Annotated in this window: 12 protein-coding genes; 10 read left to right on the plus strand and 2 right to left on the minus strand. The window is 60.6% G+C overall.

Going from position 1 to position 15,838, the window contains the following annotated elements; genetic code table 11:
- The first annotated feature begins 292 nt into the window (after positions 1-292).
- The 7 genes from AACH73_RS04020 (at position 293) to AACH73_RS04050 (ending at position 7,964) form a co-directional block, all read left to right on the plus strand.
- Positions 293-1,891: a tetratricopeptide repeat protein gene (locus AACH73_RS04020; protein WP_272740507.1), complete on the plus strand. Its 1,599-nt coding sequence runs from the start codon at positions 293-295 to the stop codon at positions 1,889-1,891.
- A gap of 11 nt (positions 1,892-1,902) precedes the next feature.
- Positions 1,903-3,222, plus strand: coding sequence for a hypothetical protein (locus tag AACH73_RS04025; RefSeq protein WP_272740506.1), 1,320 nt, complete (start codon positions 1,903-1,905; stop codon positions 3,220-3,222).
- A gap of 113 nt (positions 3,223-3,335) precedes the next feature.
- Complete coding sequence (locus tag AACH73_RS04030; RefSeq protein WP_338735493.1) at positions 3,336-5,411, plus strand: S9 family peptidase; 2,076 nt, start codon at positions 3,336-3,338, stop codon at positions 5,409-5,411.
- 59 nt (positions 5,412-5,470) lie between these two features.
- Positions 5,471-6,391 (plus strand): class A beta-lactamase, encoded by a 921-nt coding sequence (gene bla, locus AACH73_RS04035; RefSeq protein WP_272740504.1) that lies wholly within the window; start codon positions 5,471-5,473, stop codon positions 6,389-6,391.
- Positions 6,392-6,417: 26 nt separating this feature from the next.
- A complete protein-coding gene (locus AACH73_RS04040; RefSeq protein WP_272740503.1) occupies positions 6,418-7,341 on the plus strand; it encodes a glutaminase in 924 nt (307 codons plus the stop codon).
- Between the two features lie 42 nt (positions 7,342-7,383).
- Positions 7,384-7,674: a type II toxin-antitoxin system ParD family antitoxin gene (locus tag AACH73_RS04045; protein ID WP_338735494.1), complete on the plus strand. Its 291-nt coding sequence runs from the start codon at positions 7,384-7,386 to the stop codon at positions 7,672-7,674.
- Positions 7,671-7,964 carry a type II toxin-antitoxin system RelE/ParE family toxin gene (locus AACH73_RS04050; RefSeq protein WP_272740501.1) on the plus strand — a complete coding sequence of 98 codons (294 nt, stop codon included), beginning with the start codon at positions 7,671-7,673 and terminating at the stop codon, positions 7,962-7,964. The genes AACH73_RS04045 and AACH73_RS04050 overlap by 4 nt, the downstream gene beginning before the upstream one ends.
- Here AACH73_RS04050 and AACH73_RS04055 read toward each other — a convergent pair.
- Positions 7,950-9,380 carry a YdiU family protein gene (locus AACH73_RS04055; protein ID WP_338735495.1) on the minus strand — a complete coding sequence of 477 codons (1,431 nt, stop codon included), beginning with the start codon at positions 9,378-9,380 and terminating at the stop codon, positions 7,950-7,952. The genes AACH73_RS04050 and AACH73_RS04055 overlap by 15 nt on opposite strands.
- Before the next feature lie 138 nt (positions 9,381-9,518).
- On the opposite strand from AACH73_RS04055, the gene nhaA reads away from it, so the two are divergent.
- From nhaA to AACH73_RS04070, 3 genes are all read left to right on the plus strand, one after another.
- Positions 9,519-10,700 carry a Na+/H+ antiporter NhaA gene (nhaA, locus tag AACH73_RS04060; protein WP_272740499.1) on the plus strand — a complete coding sequence of 394 codons (1,182 nt, stop codon included), beginning with the start codon at positions 9,519-9,521 and terminating at the stop codon, positions 10,698-10,700.
- Positions 10,701-11,006: 306 nt separating this feature from the next.
- Positions 11,007-13,577, plus strand: coding sequence for a TonB-dependent receptor (locus AACH73_RS04065; RefSeq protein WP_338735496.1), 2,571 nt, complete (start codon positions 11,007-11,009; stop codon positions 13,575-13,577).
- Between the two features lie 158 nt (positions 13,578-13,735).
- The gene (locus AACH73_RS04070) at positions 13,736-14,020 is read left to right on the plus strand and encodes a hypothetical protein (RefSeq protein WP_272740497.1); all 285 of its coding nucleotides are present in this window, start codon (positions 13,736-13,738) and stop codon (positions 14,018-14,020) included.
- A gap of 104 nt (positions 14,021-14,124) precedes the next feature.
- Here the strand turns inward: AACH73_RS04070 and AACH73_RS04075 are convergent, their stop codons facing one another.
- The gene (locus tag AACH73_RS04075) at positions 14,125-15,816 is read right to left on the minus strand and encodes a cellulase family glycosylhydrolase (protein ID WP_338735497.1); all 1,692 of its coding nucleotides are present in this window, start codon (positions 15,814-15,816) and stop codon (positions 14,125-14,127) included.
- Positions 15,817-15,838: the final 22 nt, after the last annotated feature.

A 15,838-nucleotide genomic window follows, 5' to 3' on the forward strand; every position in this document is an offset into this window, starting at 1 on the left:
TGCGGAATTTGTCTCCGGGGCAGGGAAAAGTGTCCCGGAATGGGCGGCTCTTAGCACTTTTCTCTGGCCAAGGCGTAGAAATTAACGCTATCATCGTGGCGTTATACGGGGGTTGACGTACCACTCAGTCGTTGGGTTTTCCATCTGGGTATCGTCAGGGTCCGCGACAATCCGGCAACGCTTTGCCGGCATCGCACATGGACCGGATGGGGGCGCTTGACAGGTCGCACGATCCCTAACACAAGATTTGTTAACCATAATTTTGCCGGCATTTATGTCGGGGCGATGCGTGATGTCGATTAGCGAAGACATGAGGTGCAACGGCGCCGGTGAACATACCGCCCGTCGTACCGGCCGGAAGCTGATGAACCGCGTGCCGTTTCGTGCAGCGGCAGCAGTGATGCTGACGGCGGCGCTGAGCCTGCCGCTGAGCGCCTGCGATGTCTCCGTGGACTGGCTGGGCGGTGGTGGCGAAGGGCCGCGCGGTATCAGCGGCTGCCCGCGTCCGCCCATGGCCGACAATGGCGGGGCCGGTTTCAATGAGCAGGAACGCGCGGTCCGCTATTTCCGCAAGCACGCCTTTGCCAATGACTTCTTCTCGCAGCTTGAACTCTCCAGCCGCTACATGGCGGAGCGGGCCACAGACAAGAATCTCGAAGACCCGATCGAAGCCTCCGTGTGGCTGGTCATGGCCCTGACCAATCCCGAAGGCTTCGCGCCGATCAACCGCACACTCAAAAACGGTCAGATGGCCTCGCGCTTTGACAAGTGCCGGGCGGTGGAACGGTCGGTCGCCTATCGCAAGCTGGAAACCCTGTTGGCGCGCATGGACAATTCCGAGCGCGACAAGGTGCGCGACCGCGTCATCTATATACAGGCGCAACTCGGGGCCGATGGCTTCCGCACGCTGGGTCGTCTTTATGACGATCAGTACGGCCCCATGGGCGAGCCCGTTGACAACCGCGAAGCCGTCCGCGCCATGATGCACAATCCGGTGGATGGCCGTCCGAATGTCATCAGCCTGTTCCCGCGCAACGATGTCGATGCCTATCTTTATAATTATAAAGCGGCAGAAACCGGTGATGTCGGGGCCTATGTGATGCTTAAGGACTTCGAGAAGTCCGCGCCCGAACGCAGCCGCTATGGGGCCTTTGTCGAGGCCAAGGCCAAGCGCTGGGTGTCGCCGTTCGAATTCTATCCGCCCGAAGCGCCCGCCGGGGGGGTGCCGCACTCCGACGAGAGCCGTCCGCGCACCGATACCTATGAATACGCCCTGTCGCGCATGGATGAACTGCCCTTCATCCACGTCTGGCGCGCGCTGGTCTATCTCGATCTGGCGCAGGGATCGGCCCCGGTTCAGCGCGTCGCGGCCGGGCCGGACAGTGACGGCAATCCGGGTCAGGAACGCTATCCGGTCGGCCCCAACGATGCCGATATCGCTCAGGTTTCGGGTGCCTCACGTCCGACCGAAGCGGTCTATTCGGCGGGTCGCGTGCCGACGCAGACCCTGTCGGCTCTGCGGGCCATTCTGGGCCGCCCCGACGGGTCGCGTATGACCAATCTGGATAAGGTGCGCGCCATCCAACTGGCGGCGACCAATGGCTCATCGCAGGCGCAACTGGTGCTGGCGGTCATGTATTCCGAAGGGGTGGGGGTGCCGACGGATTACGCCCGCGCCTACTACTGGTATCAGCAGGCTGAAAAGCAGGGCTCGGCCGAGGCGCGTTTTGCCATGTCCACCTATTTCGCCCTGGGCCTGAGCGGCGTTGCCGATCAGGACAAGGCGCAGGCCGTTGTGCTGCGCCTCGACTCGGCGCTTGCCGGGTTCCGTCCGTCCGCCTCGCGTCTGCAGGCCGTTCTCAACCAGATTTCGACCAATCCGGGCCGGTGAGGGAAATGACCATGCGCTCTCTTGTCACCTTTACCGCGCAGATCGTCTTCCTTCTGGCGACCCTGCTTGGTGGCGCGTCCGCCGCATCGGCGCAGACGGCGACCAGCTATGGGGCAAGCTACGGTCCGGGCTATAATGCCGCGCGTACCGAGGCCCTGACCCGGCCCTGTTTCGGCGTGCTGCTGGATGCGCAGCTCAAGACCTGCCACGGCAAGTATTATAAGCCGTACAACCGGTACGGCTATTACGGCTCGAAATGGAGCGCGACCATCAATTGCGATACGGCCCGTCAGGCCTATGTCGAAGATACGGTACGCCGGATGCGTCCGGGCGGTGTGCTGAAGCTTGTGGCGCGTAACCGCTCCTGCGTCGCCAGCCTGATGATCAATCAGTCGCTGACGATTATCGGCGAAAGCGCCGACTCGCGTATGCCGGTGCTGGTGGCCCCGGATGGCGAATCCTGTCTGCGCATTAACCCGCAGGCCAGCAAGGTCGTGCTGAAAAACATGCTGATCGCCTCGCGCCGCGGGGGCCAGTCGGCCTGTATTTACAGCTCCGGATCGGAAGTGACCCTGCAAAACACCACGGTGCGTTACGAAGGCGATTCGGCGGCGGTGCATATCTCCGGCGGGCGTCTCAATCTCTTGTCGGCCTTTGTGGTGGCCAAGACGCGCACGGTCGCCGTGGCGGTCAATTCGGCGCAGCTCTATGCCGAACAGGCGGGGATCACCTCGACGGCGGGTGGCGTCTATGCGGTGCTCAGCGGCGACTCGCAGATGTCGGGCGTGACGGTACAGCAACTGGCGGATTGGCGCGGGTTCGAGCGCGGCGAAGGCGCGGTGGGCATGGAGGTCAAGCTCGACTCCGGTGACTCCATCCTGTCCATGGATGATATGCGGATCGAATTTTTTGCGTCGGCCCTGAACCTGTCGGGCGGTGGTGAGGCCCTGCTGTCGCGGTCACTGATCGACTATTCGGAACACGGGGTGACGTCCAGCCTTAATCGCCTGCGTGTCATCGACAACAAGATCCTGTCGAACGAAATCGCCATCAATATCCAAGACGGCACGGGCTTTGTCGGCGGCAACCAGATCGCCAAGATTCGCACAGCCGGCATACTAGCCTCGTCGCGCGGTGAAATCCGTGCGGTTGACAATCTGATCGATCCGTCCACCGAGCCGTGCCCGAAGCTGCAATGGGGCAATCTCGACCCGGCGCAACGCACCTGCACACCCTGGTATAAGGGGTCTGAGTTCGACATCCCGGCCGATGCGACGCGCCAGTACATGTTTGCCGACTACTGGCCGCGACTGCTGGTCGCCTCGAAATAGGCCTCACCGGAATATTACCAATTTTTAACCCGGACTCCGGCGGGCGGACTCGACAGGTCAGCGAAAGCGCGGTCTAACAACGCTTCCTTTCTGTTGTAACCAACGGGTTTCCTATGAAGTCTCGTCTTCTCGCCACGGCTGGTCTGGCCGCCGCGCTTCTTTTCCCTGCTCTTTCGGCTCAGGCGCAGGGCAAGCAACCTTTCACCTATGACGACCTTGTGGCTATGCAGCGTTTGTCGGGGTTGACGGTGAACAAGGCGGAAACCCACGCGGCCTTTCAGGTGCGCACGCTGAACGCCGAAAAGACCAAGGGGGTCAATACCCTGTGGCTGAGCGACCTCAAGACCAGCACCTCAAAGGAACTGACCACCGCGTCGAAGGGCGGGGCCTTGTCGCCGCAATGGGGCGCCGATGGCGCGCTCTATTTCCTGTCGGCGCGTTCGGGCTCAATGCAGGTGTGGAAAACCGATCTCAACGACGCCGAAGCGGTGCAGGTGACCAAGCTGCCGCTCGATGTCGGGTCGTACAAGCTGTCACCGGACGGTAAGGGGCTGGTCCTGTCGCTGGCCATCGAGGAGGCGTGCAAGACCGAAGAGATCGACTGCACGCTGAAGGTGCAGGCCGAAAAGAAGGCCGACAAATCCACCGGCGTCATCTATGACCGCCTGTTCGTGCGCCACTGGGACACTTGGGCCGACGGCACGCGCAACCACCTGTTTTACGTGCCGCTGAGCGGCGGGGCTGCGGTATCGCTGACCGCCGGTGTTGATGGTGACGTGCCGTCCAAACCGTTTGGTGACGAGGCGGAATACAGCTTCTCTCCCGATGGGAAGACCGTCTATTATTCGGTGCGTATCGCCGGCAAGGACGAGCCGCGTTCGACCAATTTCGACATCTATAAGGTCGATCTCGCCACCCCGTCCACACAAACCAACCTGACCGAGGCCAATAAGGCCTGGGATACGGGGGCCGAGGTGTCGCCTGACGGCAAGTGGCTGGCCTATCGCGCCATGAAGCGTCCGGGCTTTGAGGCCGATCAGTTCGAAATCTTCCTGCGCAATCTGGCGACCGGTGAGACGAAGCAGATTGCTGCCGACTGGGATCGCTCGGCCGACAGCCTGAAATGGGCGGCGGATGGCAAGAGCCTCTACGTCGTCGCCGGCGATGTCGGTAAGACGCCACTGTTCCGCGTCGAAATCGCCTCAGGCAAGGTGACGCCCTTGTCGAAGGGCGGCCACATGGATGCCTTCGCGCCGCTGAAGGACCGCTTTGTGTTTATCAAAAGCGGCATGGATTATCCGTCGCAACTGTTTGTATCCAAACCAAAGGCCAGGTTGATTGATGACGGGGCCACCCCGCTGACCACCCTCAATGACCCGGTGCTGCAAAACCGCGCCTTTGGGGCGTTTGAACAGTTCGCGTTCAAAGGGTGGAATGACGAAACCGTGCATGGGTACGTCCTGAAGCCGGCCAACTATGTCGAAGGCAAAAAGTACCCTGTGGCGTTTCTGATCCATGGCGGGCCGCAGGGCTCGTTTGGCGAAAGCTGGTCCTATCGCTGGAACCCGCAGGCCTATGCCGGCGCGGGCTATGCGGTCATCATGATCGACTTCCACGGCTCGACCGGCTACGGTCAGGCCTTTACCGATGCCATCAGCCAGCACTGGGGCGACCGCCCCCTCGAAGACCTGCAAAAGGGCTATGCCTATGCCCTGTCGAAATACAGCTTCCTCGATAAGGACCGCGCCTGTGCGCTGGGGGCTTCCTATGGCGGCTTCATGATCAACTGGATCGCCTCGCAGTGGAAGGCCCCGTGGAAGTGCCTCGTCAATCACGACGGCCTGTTTGACAACCGCTCGATGGGCTACGCCACTGAGGAACTGTGGTTCTCGGAGTGGGAAAACGGCGGCAATGTTTACGATCACCCAGAAAACTACGACAAGTTCAACCCGGCTTTGCACGCCAAGGACTGGTCGGTGCCGATGCTGGTCATCCACTCCGATCAGGACTTCCGCGTCATCCCGGAACAGGGGATCGGTGCCTTCACGGCGCTTCAGATGAATGGCGTGAAGTCAAAGTTCCTGCGCTTCCCGGATGAAAACCACTGGGTGCTGAAGCCGCAGAACTCCCTGAAGTGGCACAGGACGGTGTTTGACTGGCTGGATGAACATACGAAGGCCGGTCAATAGGCTTCATTGGCCCCTCTCGTATGACCGAGAGGGGCTAACCTTTAGGGAGGGGAAGGGCTGTGCGTGATCGGCGAAAGCTTCTGGCAGGATTAGCCGGTGTTGGCAGTATCGGCGTTGCGGCAAGCGCGGGGTTCACCTTTTTCGGTGGCGTAAGTTTTCCCTCCGAAGGGTGCGCGTGTCTCAAAACATTGGATGAATGGTGTGCAGAGTTAGAGGCCCGGACGAAACAGCGCATTGGCGTTTACCAACTCAACCGAGATACCGCTGAAAATGAAAGAGGGTACAGGTGGGATGAGCACTTTGCCATGTGCTCGACCTTTAAGTGGGTGTTGGCGGCGGCCATTCTGAAAGCCGTGGACGGTGGGTTCCATCGACTTGACGAGTTGGTAAAATTCACAAAAAAGGATGTGCTGGAATATGCGCCCGTGGTTCAGGCCCATCTCGCGCAGGGGCAACTGACCCTCTCAGAGCTTTGCGTCGCTGCTGTGTCTGTCTCTGACAACTCAGCGGCGAATTTGCTCCTTCCACTGATCGGCGGGCCAAAAGGGTTGACGGATTTTGTCCGTACTTTGGGGGACACGGAGACGCTCTTTGATCGCTACGAGCCATGGTTGAATAGCAATGAAAAGGATGATTTGCGCGACACCACCACCCCCAAGGCGATGGCTCTGCTGCTTCAAAAGGTTTTTTTTGAGAAGGTGTTGTCAGGGCCGTCCGTTTCGCTTCTCAAGCATTGGATGGTTGAGGCTTCCACCGGACGTGATCTCATTCGGGCCGGGGTGCCCGAAAATCGCAAAGCCGTCGTAGCCGACAAAACAGGACGTGGAGCGAATGGGGCCCTCAACGATGTGGCCGTTATCTGGTCAGAGAACGAGCCTCCTGAGATTGTCTGTATCTATACAAGTGGCGGGCGCTTATCGGACGCCGAGAGGCGCGAAGTGATGCGTCGCGTCGCGGACTATGTGTTTACGGGCGGCTAACCTACGACTCGCCATAAGTTGAGCTTATGAAACACGAACTGTCCCTGCCCGAAGTCCTGTCGCAGATCGAAAAGACGGTGAAGCCGCAATTCGGCAAGGGGCAGGTGGCCGACTATATCCCCGAACTGGCGAGCGTCGATCCGAAGAAGTTCGGCATGGCGGTGCGCACTGTAAATGGCCAGGAATACGTCGTCGGCGACGGCGATGAACCCTTTTCGGCGCAGTCGATCACCAAGCTGTTTGCGCTGGGGATTGCGCTCAATCGCATAGGCGATGAGGTGTGGACGCGGGTGGGCAAGGAGCCGTCGGGGACGCCCTTCAACTACCTGTCGCAGCTTGAGCACGAGGCGGGGTTTCCGCGCAATCCGTTTATCAATGCCGGGGCGCTGGCGGTGGTCGATATGCTGCTCAAAGGGACGCGGCGGCCGGACCTGACGGTGCGCGACTATATGGGCTTCCTGTGCCAGAGCGCCCTGACCATAGATGAGGCCGTGGCGCGTTCGGAAATCGACACCGCGCACAAGAACCGCGCCATTGCCAACCTGATGAAGGGGGCGGGCACGCTGCATCATGAGGTCGAAGCCGTCATCGCGGCCTATTGCCGCCAATGCGCCATTACCCTGTCGTGCCGCGATCTGGCACGCGCGGCCCTGCCGCTGGCGGCGGGCGGGTTTTCGCCGGTCATCGAAGAGACGGTGTTCCCGACGCGGCAGGCGCGGCGACTTAATGCCCTGCTGCTGACCTGCGGCGTGTACGATTCGGTGGGGTCGTTTGCCTATCGCGTCGGCTTGCCGGCCAAAAGCGGCGTCGGCGGCGGCATCGTCGCCATCGTGCCGGGACAGGCCGCCATTGCCGTGTGGTCGCCGGAACTGGATCGTCACGGCACGTCGGTGGTGGGCTTTGCCGCGCTGGAGGCCTTCAGCCAGATCACCAATTGTTCGGTGCTGTGAGTGGTGGTATAAATTACTACTTATTCGTACCGGAGGTGCCTCATGGCCGATGATAAGCCGCGTGTGGAAAAGGTTAGTATTGCCCTGACTGCCGATATGGCGGCCATGGTGCGCGACGCCGTCGAGAGCGGCGAATATACCTCGGCCAGTGAGGTGGTGCGCGACGCCCTGCGCGATTGGAAGTACAAGCAGCAGGCCCGCGAACGCCAGATCGCCGAGTTGAAAGCGCTGATCGACGAGGGCCGCAACAGCGGGTATGTGGACGCCGAAGAGGCGTTTGCAAGATTGATCACCAAGTATCAGGCGATGATTCCGGCTGATGCCAACATATGAAAGTCCGCTTTTCAGAGCAGGCATTGCGCGATCTCGAAGGCATTGCCGATTTCATCGCGCAGGATAACCCGCGACGGGCCGTCAGCTTTGTCACCGAGATTCATCGGGCCTGTTTGCGTCTTGTCGATGCGCCGCGTGGTCACCCTTTGATCGAACACCCTGGCGGTGATATCCGGAGGGCTGTTTATAAACCCTATTCGATATTTTACATGCTGGACGGTGAGGATGTACTGATTGACCGCATACTTCACGGGGCCCGCGATATCGGACCGGATCTATTCGGCGTTTAACCCCAACCCCTCGCGATAACGCTCGATTTCCGCCAGCTTTTCATACAACAGCGACCAGTCGTCGTCTTCCGCTATGGGTTTCCACAAGGCTTCGATCTCATCGTAAAGCAGGGTTGCCGGGGTGGCTTGGGCGAACAGCGGATGTGAGAGCTTTGCCGCATCGGCGGGCGTATAGCTGCCGATCAGCCTCCTGAAGTCGGCGGCGTCGGGGTGCGTATAGACCTCCGCGCGCGGACCATTGAGGGCGCGGGCTTCGCTGAGCGAGCCGCCGAACCAGTCGAAGAAGAACCCTTCAAAACTGCCCGGCGTTTTTGCGGCGCTCAACATGCGGAAGGCCGCCTGCATCAGAGGCGTCTCCGTTTCCATGCCTTGCGGGGCGATATTCAGTCGGCGGCAGAACTGCGTGGCCATGACCGTCTGATAGCGCTCGGAAAAGGCGTTGAGGCTGTCGATCAGCGGTTGGCTGTCGCCGATCAGGCTGAGGCAGCGCGCCAGTTGCGTCAGGTTCCAGAACACCGCATCGGGTTGCCGCGCATAGGCATAGAGCCCGCCTTCGTCGAAATAGGCGGCCACCAGCCCCGGCTCATAGTGCGGCAGGAAGCGATAGGGGCCGTAGTCGAAACTCTCCCCCGTGATATTCATATTGTCGGTATTGAGCACGCCGTGCACAAAGCCCGCGCACATCCACTGGGTCGTCAGGTGCGCGGTCTTCGTCACCACGGCATCGAACAGGGCGTGCGTCAGGTCCTGCCCCTGATGATCGCCGAGGTCCGAGTAATAGACGTCGGCCACATAGCGCACCAAGGCCGTCATGGCCTCGGTTTCATTGAGATAGGCCAAGCGCTCGAATGTGCCGAAGCGGATATGCGAATGCGACAGGCGCACCAGAACCGCCGCCCGTGTCGGAGACGGTTCATCATAACGGCGCAGGGATTCGCCCGTTTCTATCAGCGAAAAACTCTTCGACGTGTTGACCCCCAGCGCTTCCAGAAGCGCGGTGGCCAGCACTTCGCGCACGCCGCCTTTCAGAGTCAGGCGGCCGTCGCCACCGCGCGACCACGGCGTCGTACCGGAGCCCTTGGTGCCAAGATCGAGCAGGCGGTCGCGCGCATCGCGCATCTGGGCAAACAGGAAGCCGCGCCCGTCACCGAGGTCGGGATTGTAGTGGCGGAACTGATGACCGTGATAGCGCAGGGCCAGCGGTTCGGCCTGATTGTCGGGCAGGGACGTGAAACGCCCGAAGTGCGCGATCCATTCGTCGTCGCTCAAACCCTCAAGGCAGACCGAGGCCGCCGCGCGGTCATTGCGGTATCTTAAAACCGTCCGCGGAAAGTCGGCGGCGCGCACCGCATCGACCAGCGGCAGGCCAGAGGCCGCGAGGCGCGGATCGGGGCGATATCGGGCGGAAATCGGCATGAGACAGACCGGTTTTGCTTGGGACAGGGCGTCCGGTTTGCTACGGTTTTTCGCAATAGTCGATTCAATTTTACCCGTCCGGACCGGACTTAACCCTCGCATGGCCTTTGACCATGCCCGCGGAAAAGGAGACCGCCGATGAAGTTCACCCTCGAATTTCTCAAAACCGAAGCCGGTGCTGGCTTTATTCTGGGGCTGTCGGCCCTGATCGCCGTCATCTGGGCCAATTCGCCGTGGGCGGCGGTCTATTTCGACTTCATCAACGCCCATATTCCGGTGCAGATCGGCACATTTGTCGAAGACAAGTCGGTGCTCAAATGGACCAAGGAAGGCCTGATGGCCATCTTCTTTTTCGTGGTCGGGCTGGAGATCAAGTACGAGATTTTCCGTGGCGAACTGTCGAACCCGAAGAAGCTGGCCCTGCCGGTATTGGGGGCGATCGGCGGTATGGCGGCCCCGGCCCTGGTCTATGTGGCGCTGAATGCGGGCCTGCCCGGCGGCGATCTGCGCGGCTGGTCCGTGCCGATGGCGACCGACATCGCCTTCGCGCTGGCCGTGTTCGCAGTGGTGGGGCGGGGCTTGCCGGACAGCCTGCGCGTCTTCCTGCTGACGCTCGCCATCGTCGATGATCTGGGGGCGGTGCTGGTCATCGGCCTTTTCTATTCATCGGGCATCGACCTGCTGCTGTGCCTGTGGATCGCTGGTCTGTTGGTGATCATGGGGCTGGCCAAATACGCCCTGCGGAATCAGGCGCGCGGTCTGAAAGCCGTCTATCTGGTGTTGTTTATCGCGACCTGGGCGTTCAGCCTGAAGGCGGGTCTGGCCACATCTCTGACGGCGGTGGCGGCGGCCTTCATGGTGACGCTGGACGCTCCGGCGCGCGGCGAAGAAAGCCTCTTGAAAACCCTCATGCACGACCTGCATACGCCGGTTTCCTACGGTATCGTGCCCTTCTTTGCCTTCGTGGCGTCGGGCTTTTCGTTCGCGGGGATGAGCTTCGCCTCGCTGGGTGACCCGCGGATGCTGGGGGTGGCGCTCGGTCTGTTTGTCGGCAAACAGGTCGGTGTCTTCGGTCTGGCCTGGCTGGCGATCCGCCTGAAAATCGCCCGTGCGCCGGAAAACAGCGGCTGGGGCGCGCTCTATGGCGTCAGCCTTTTGTGCGGAATCGGCTTCACCATGAGCCTGTTTCTGGGGGCTCTTGCCTTTGCTGACCATGCGGAAAGTGCCCAAAATGCCATAAAGCTCGGCGTAATTACGGGATCGTTACTTTCGGCCTGTGCAGGCGCAATAGTTTTGTCACGCAGGCGTGTGGCAAGTTGACGTTTGCGTAACCGTCAATATTTACAGGCCTTTTTGCCGCCTGTGGTGCTAGTGCTAACGCCGCGTAAGCCTTGTATGGCAAGGCTTACGCGGTTTTTTCATGTGCGGTTGCGAGATGAAATTGAAATTGTCTTTGTTGACACTTGTGTCATATCATTACGGGCAGCAGTGCGTGCGAAGTAAACCTTCGGGCGAGTCTGCGTAAAACAACGTCAAAAACAAAACCGGCAAATACAGGGACCGCCGTTTACCTTGCGATAACCTTCCTTAAGGGAAGGGGCGGCCTGATTGACCTAGGGGAAACACATGCGCGTAAAGGCACACACTCACAATCGCTTCTCCCTCAACCGCACACTGATGGTAACCTGTTCCGGTATGGTCATGGCGTTAGGTGCGGCTGCGGCCCTGACCCCGGCGGCGCAGGCCCAGACCGCTCAGGCCCAGACCGAGGAAGAGCCGCAGGTCATCACCGTCACCGCGCAGAAGCGCGAACAGTCGCTGCAGGACGTGCCGATCGTCGTCACCACCCTGTCGGCCAAACTGTTGCAGGATGCGGGCGTGAAGGACATCAAGGACATGCAGGTCCTGACGCCCGGGCTGACCGTCACCTCGACCCAGAACGAAAGCCTGACCACCGCCCGTATCCGCGGCGTCGGTACGGTGGGTGACAACCCCGGCATGGAATCTTCGGTCGGCGTGGTGATCGACGGTGTCTATCGCCCGCGTAACGGCGTCGGCTTCGGCGATCTGGGTGAAATCGGCCGTATCGAAGTGCTGAAGGGGCCGCAGGGCACCCTGTTTGGCAAGAACACCTCCGCCGGGGTCATCAACATCATCACCAAGGAACCGGCCTTCGTATTCGGCATGGATGGCGAAGCCACGGTGTCGAACTATGACGGTAAGGGCGTGTCGGCCTCGATCACCGGCCCGCTGTCCGAAGACCTTGTCGCCGGTCGTCTGTTCGTGGCCAAGCGCGAGCGCGGTGGTTTCTACGACGTCAATACCGGCATCGGGCCGCGCACCCTGAAGGAAGACGCCGATCAGAACTTCTACACAGTTCGGGGGCAGTTGCTGTTCACGCCGGGCGCCCACAAGATCCGCGTGATCGCCGACTATTCGAAGCGCGACGAAAACTGCTGCGCCACGGTGCAGACCCGCACCGGTCCGACCGGTGCCGCCCTCAACACGCTGGCCGCCGGTAACGGCGTGGCGGCGACCGCCAATCCTGAGGCGCGTCTGGCCTATTCCAACCGCCCGACGACGCAGCAGATCACCGATGGCGGTGTCTCGGTTGAAGCCAATATCAAGCTGGCCTGGCTTGACTCGACCCTGACCTCAGTCACGGGCGTGCGCAAGTGGAAGAACACCAATGGTCAGGACATCGACTATTCGGGTGCCGACATCCTCTATCGCCGCGACAATGGCGACTTCAAAGCCAATTTCGACACCTTCTCGCAGGAACTGCGTCTGGCGGGGGCGACGGACAAGCTGAACTGGCTGGTCGGGGCCTTCTATGCCGATGAAGACCTGAAGCGTACCGACTCCTACGTCTATGGCACGCAGTACGAAACCTATCTGTCGATCCTGCTGGCTCAGGCGCTGGGCCTGCCCACCACGACGCCGACCGTCTCGGTCCTGACGGGCCGTGCGCCGGGCACCTCCTACACGCCGGGTCAGGGCGCGCTCGACTACTATACGCAGGAGTCGAAGTCGCTCGCCCTGTTCACCAACAATGGCTACAAGTTTACTGATCAGTTTGAAGTCACTCTGGGCCTGCGCTACACGCAGGAAACCAAGAAGATGACGGCGATCTACACCAATTCCGATGGCGGCGTCGGCTGTGCGTCGGCTCTGGGCCGCTCGGGCCTGCTGGGGAATGCCCCGGTCGGGGCCTGGGCAACCATCCCGGCGGCCGCCCGTCCGACCGTGGTCGGCAATATGTGTACCTTCTGGGGCAATGCGGCCTTTAATAACCGTCGCGTCTCCAACGAAGTGACCGAGAAGGAGTGGTCGGGCACGCTGAAGGGCGCCTATCGCTTCAACGAAAATGTCATGGCCTACGCCTCTTATGCGCGTGGCTATAAGGGCGGCGGCTACAACCTCGACCGCGCCCAGACCGGTATCACGCCGGATTCCACGCTCTACTTCAAGCCGGAGACGGTGGATTCCTACGAACTGGGTCTGAAGACCTCGATGATGAACAACAAGCTGCTGTTCAACATCACCGCCTTTGACCAAACCTATCAGGACTTCCAGCTCAACACCTTCCTCGGTACGGCCTTCGTGGTCGAGTCGATCCCGGAACTGAAGTCGAAGGGCGTCGATGCCGACATCTACTGGTCCACGCCGATCCGTGGCCTGTCGGTGCAGGGCGGTATCGCCTATGCCGACACCAAGTACGGCAGCTTCAAGGCGTCCGATCTGTCCAATCCGGCGCGCTTCCCGCAACTGTCGCTTCTGCCGGGGGCGCGTATGTCCTTCGCCCCGGAATTGACGGGCTCGCTGGCCGTCACCTGGTCGGGCAATATCGCCGAAAACCTGCGAGCTTCGGGTAATATCGCCGCGAAATATTCCTCGGAATACAATACCGGCTCTGACCTGATCCCGTACAAGATGCAGGACGGCTATACACTGCTCAATGCCCGCTTCGGCATCGGGGCACCGGATCAGGCCTGGACGCTGGAATTCTGGGCGCAGAACCTGACCGACGAAACCTATAAGCAGGTCGTCATCAACGCCCCGCTGCAAGGCAACGGCTTCCAGTCCACGGTGCAGCCCAACGGCACCTATTATAACCAGGCGCTGGACTCCAACACCTACGACGCCTTTATGGGCCAGCCGCGTACCTACGGCGTGACTCTGCGCGTCAAATACTGATCTCCATTTACAGATCAGAAAAGACTAAGGTCCCGGGGCAAACCGGGGCCTTATTTTTTGCCGAAGCCTTATCTTGGTTGCCGTATTTTCACCCTCTTGTGGGATGCAATATTTCGACGGAAAGCCTATATCTATAGTCCAGCCACAGGAGACCGCTCATGGCCGACAAAGCCCCTGCAGAAGCCCTTGCCGAAAAGACCACGCGCTCGATCACCGACGCGCTGGAATATCTCGAAGACAAGCTGAAGGTGTCACAGGACACCCGCGACAAGATCAATGGCAGCATCGACCGCCTTCAGGTTATTCTGGAAGAGGCGCGTGATGAGGCCGAGGACAAGACCAAGGTTGTGCGGCGTCAGATCCGCCGTCATCCCGGTACCTCGGTGGCCATTGCCGCCGCCGCCGGTGTGGTCATCGGGCTTCTGTTGTCGCGCCGCGACTGAACCACGCCATAGACAAAAATAAACCGCGCCACTTCAAGCGAAGCGGCGCGGTTTTGCGTGCGAGTGGGGTGCGACGTCTTAGGGGGCAACCATCCGCATCAGCCTCACCGTTTTGTAAACACCAGACGACGCAGCCTAGACCCAGGTTTGACGATGCGCACCACCACGCTGTTGGACCCGGCCTTCAGCGGTACGGTGACGGGGGCCTTAACCGCCGGGCCGCCATTGACCGAAATGTCAAAGACACCGCCTTCGGCGTCAAGGCTAAGGGTATAGCGTCCGCTCTGCTGGGCCACGAAGCTGTATTTCAGCCACTCGCCCGCGACCATCTGCGTGACATAGAGCCCGGTCTTGTCCTGCCCCAGTTGCACGCCGTCATTGCGATAGGCCTGTAGCGGGTTCCAAGTTACGCCTTTTCCACCCGTTGAGACGTACAGGTTGGCGGCGGTGGTGTCCCAATAAGCGATGCCGTTGCGGCCCATATCGAAATCTGCCGCGGGGAGGCTGCCGCCTTTTGCGAGCAGGTAATGCGATCGGAACGGCACGCTTTCGTCTGAATGTGCGGCACGGAACAGGGCGTCGACAACGTCCGGACGTTGCAGGTTATGGGCGTAGGCCACATCCTGTGTCGCCAGTTGCATCAGCGCGGCCTCCGCCTCTGCGGCGGAAGGCTTTGACCCCTTACCCGCCCAGTAGTCGAGCAACTTGAGATAGCCGGCGTTCGGTTTGATCTGCAGGGGGTTGTTGTAGCCGATCTTTTTCAGCGGCCACCACGCCCAGCCTATCCCTTCGCTTTCAACCAGCCGGATGGTTTCGGAAAACCAGGTGTTGGCGTTTTCACCGGACTCTCCCAGCCACACGGGCACTTGATACCTGTCGCGCAGGGTCAGAATAGTCGTCAGGGTATCGCGCGTCGTAAAGTTCCAGTATTTGTGGAAGCTCAGCACCATGTTGGGATCCCACAGGCCGCCATCGAGCACGCCCGCATAATTGTTGCCCCAGCAATTGCCTTCGATAATGATGATGTGCCGCTGATCGACCTCGCGGATGGCCTTTGTCGTGCGCACCATGAGCTCACGCAAAGGCGCGTTGCCCTTTTCCTGACAGCCATTCCGGTCCGACGCGTCGGCAAAGCCCCAGTTGGGCTCATTCAGAATGTCGTATCCGGCAATATATGGCTCATCCTTATAACGATCGGCCAGCTTCCGCCAAAGGGAGACCATCTTGGCCTGATGCGCCGGGTCCTGCCACAGTGACGGTTTGGTCGGGTCACGGTCGGAAATGTTGATGTCGTTACCCTGACCGCCCGGCGCGGCGTGCAGATCGAGTATCACATAGAGGTCATTTGCCTTCGCCCAGTCGAGCAGGGCGTCCGTGCGGCGAAAGCCGTCCTCCAACCAGGTGTCCTGACCCGGCACCGGCTCCTTGTCCACGGGAAGGGTGAACAGGGCGAAGTGCATGGGCAAACGAACCGAGTTGAAGCCCCAACGCTTCATGGCGTCGATATCGGCCCGGGTGGTGTGAGTATCGAGCCAGGCTGTGTAGAAGGCTTGCGTCTTGTCCGGCCCGATCAGCGCTTCTATTTCGGCCCGGATGCGGCTCTGGGTGCCGAACTGCGGCAATTCCAGCATATAGCCCTCTTGCAGCATCCAGCCGCCCAGCCCCATACCGCGCAGAATTACCGGTTGGCCTTTCGCATCCACGATGCGTGTACCCTCGGTCCTGAGGAACCCTTCCGCCTGTGCGGGCATGGCGAGCGCGCACAGACACGCGCATAGCCAGATCAGCGTCTTCATAGCCAGTCCCTGTCCCTGTGGT

This window comes from Asticcacaulis sp. DW145 (assembly GCF_037101385.1).
GTDB classification, from domain to species: domain Bacteria; phylum Pseudomonadota; class Alphaproteobacteria; order Caulobacterales; family Caulobacteraceae; genus Asticcacaulis; species Asticcacaulis currens.

What these genes read in the sequence shown, in the direction of transcription:
- AACH73_RS04055 (WP_338735495.1), bottom strand. Translation starts at nt 9,380, where the DNA reads ATGCCGATTTCCGCCCGATATCGCCCCGATCCGCGCCTCGCGGCCTCT.
- AACH73_RS04025 (WP_272740506.1), top strand. Translation starts at nt 1,903, where the DNA reads ATGCGCTCTCTTGTCACCTTTACCGCGCAGATCGTCTTCCTTCTGGCG.
- AACH73_RS04020 (WP_272740507.1), top strand. Translation starts at nt 293, where the DNA reads ATGTCGATTAGCGAAGACATGAGGTGCAACGGCGCCGGTGAACATACC.
- AACH73_RS04065 (WP_338735496.1), top strand. Translation starts at nt 11,007, where the DNA reads ATGCGCGTAAAGGCACACACTCACAATCGCTTCTCCCTCAACCGCACA.
- nhaA (WP_272740499.1), top strand. Translation starts at nt 9,519, where the DNA reads ATGAAGTTCACCCTCGAATTTCTCAAAACCGAAGCCGGTGCTGGCTTT.
- AACH73_RS04070 (WP_272740497.1), top strand. Translation starts at nt 13,736, where the DNA reads ATGGCCGACAAAGCCCCTGCAGAAGCCCTTGCCGAAAAGACCACGCGC.
- AACH73_RS04030 (WP_338735493.1), top strand. Translation starts at nt 3,336, where the DNA reads ATGAAGTCTCGTCTTCTCGCCACGGCTGGTCTGGCCGCCGCGCTTCTT.
- AACH73_RS04050 (WP_272740501.1), top strand. Translation starts at nt 7,671, where the DNA reads ATGAAAGTCCGCTTTTCAGAGCAGGCATTGCGCGATCTCGAAGGCATT.
- AACH73_RS04075 (WP_338735497.1), bottom strand. Translation starts at nt 15,816, where the DNA reads ATGAAGACGCTGATCTGGCTATGCGCGTGTCTGTGCGCGCTCGCCATG.
- AACH73_RS04045 (WP_338735494.1), top strand. Translation starts at nt 7,384, where the DNA reads ATGGCCGATGATAAGCCGCGTGTGGAAAAGGTTAGTATTGCCCTGACT.
- AACH73_RS04040 (WP_272740503.1), top strand. Translation starts at nt 6,418, where the DNA reads ATGAAACACGAACTGTCCCTGCCCGAAGTCCTGTCGCAGATCGAAAAG.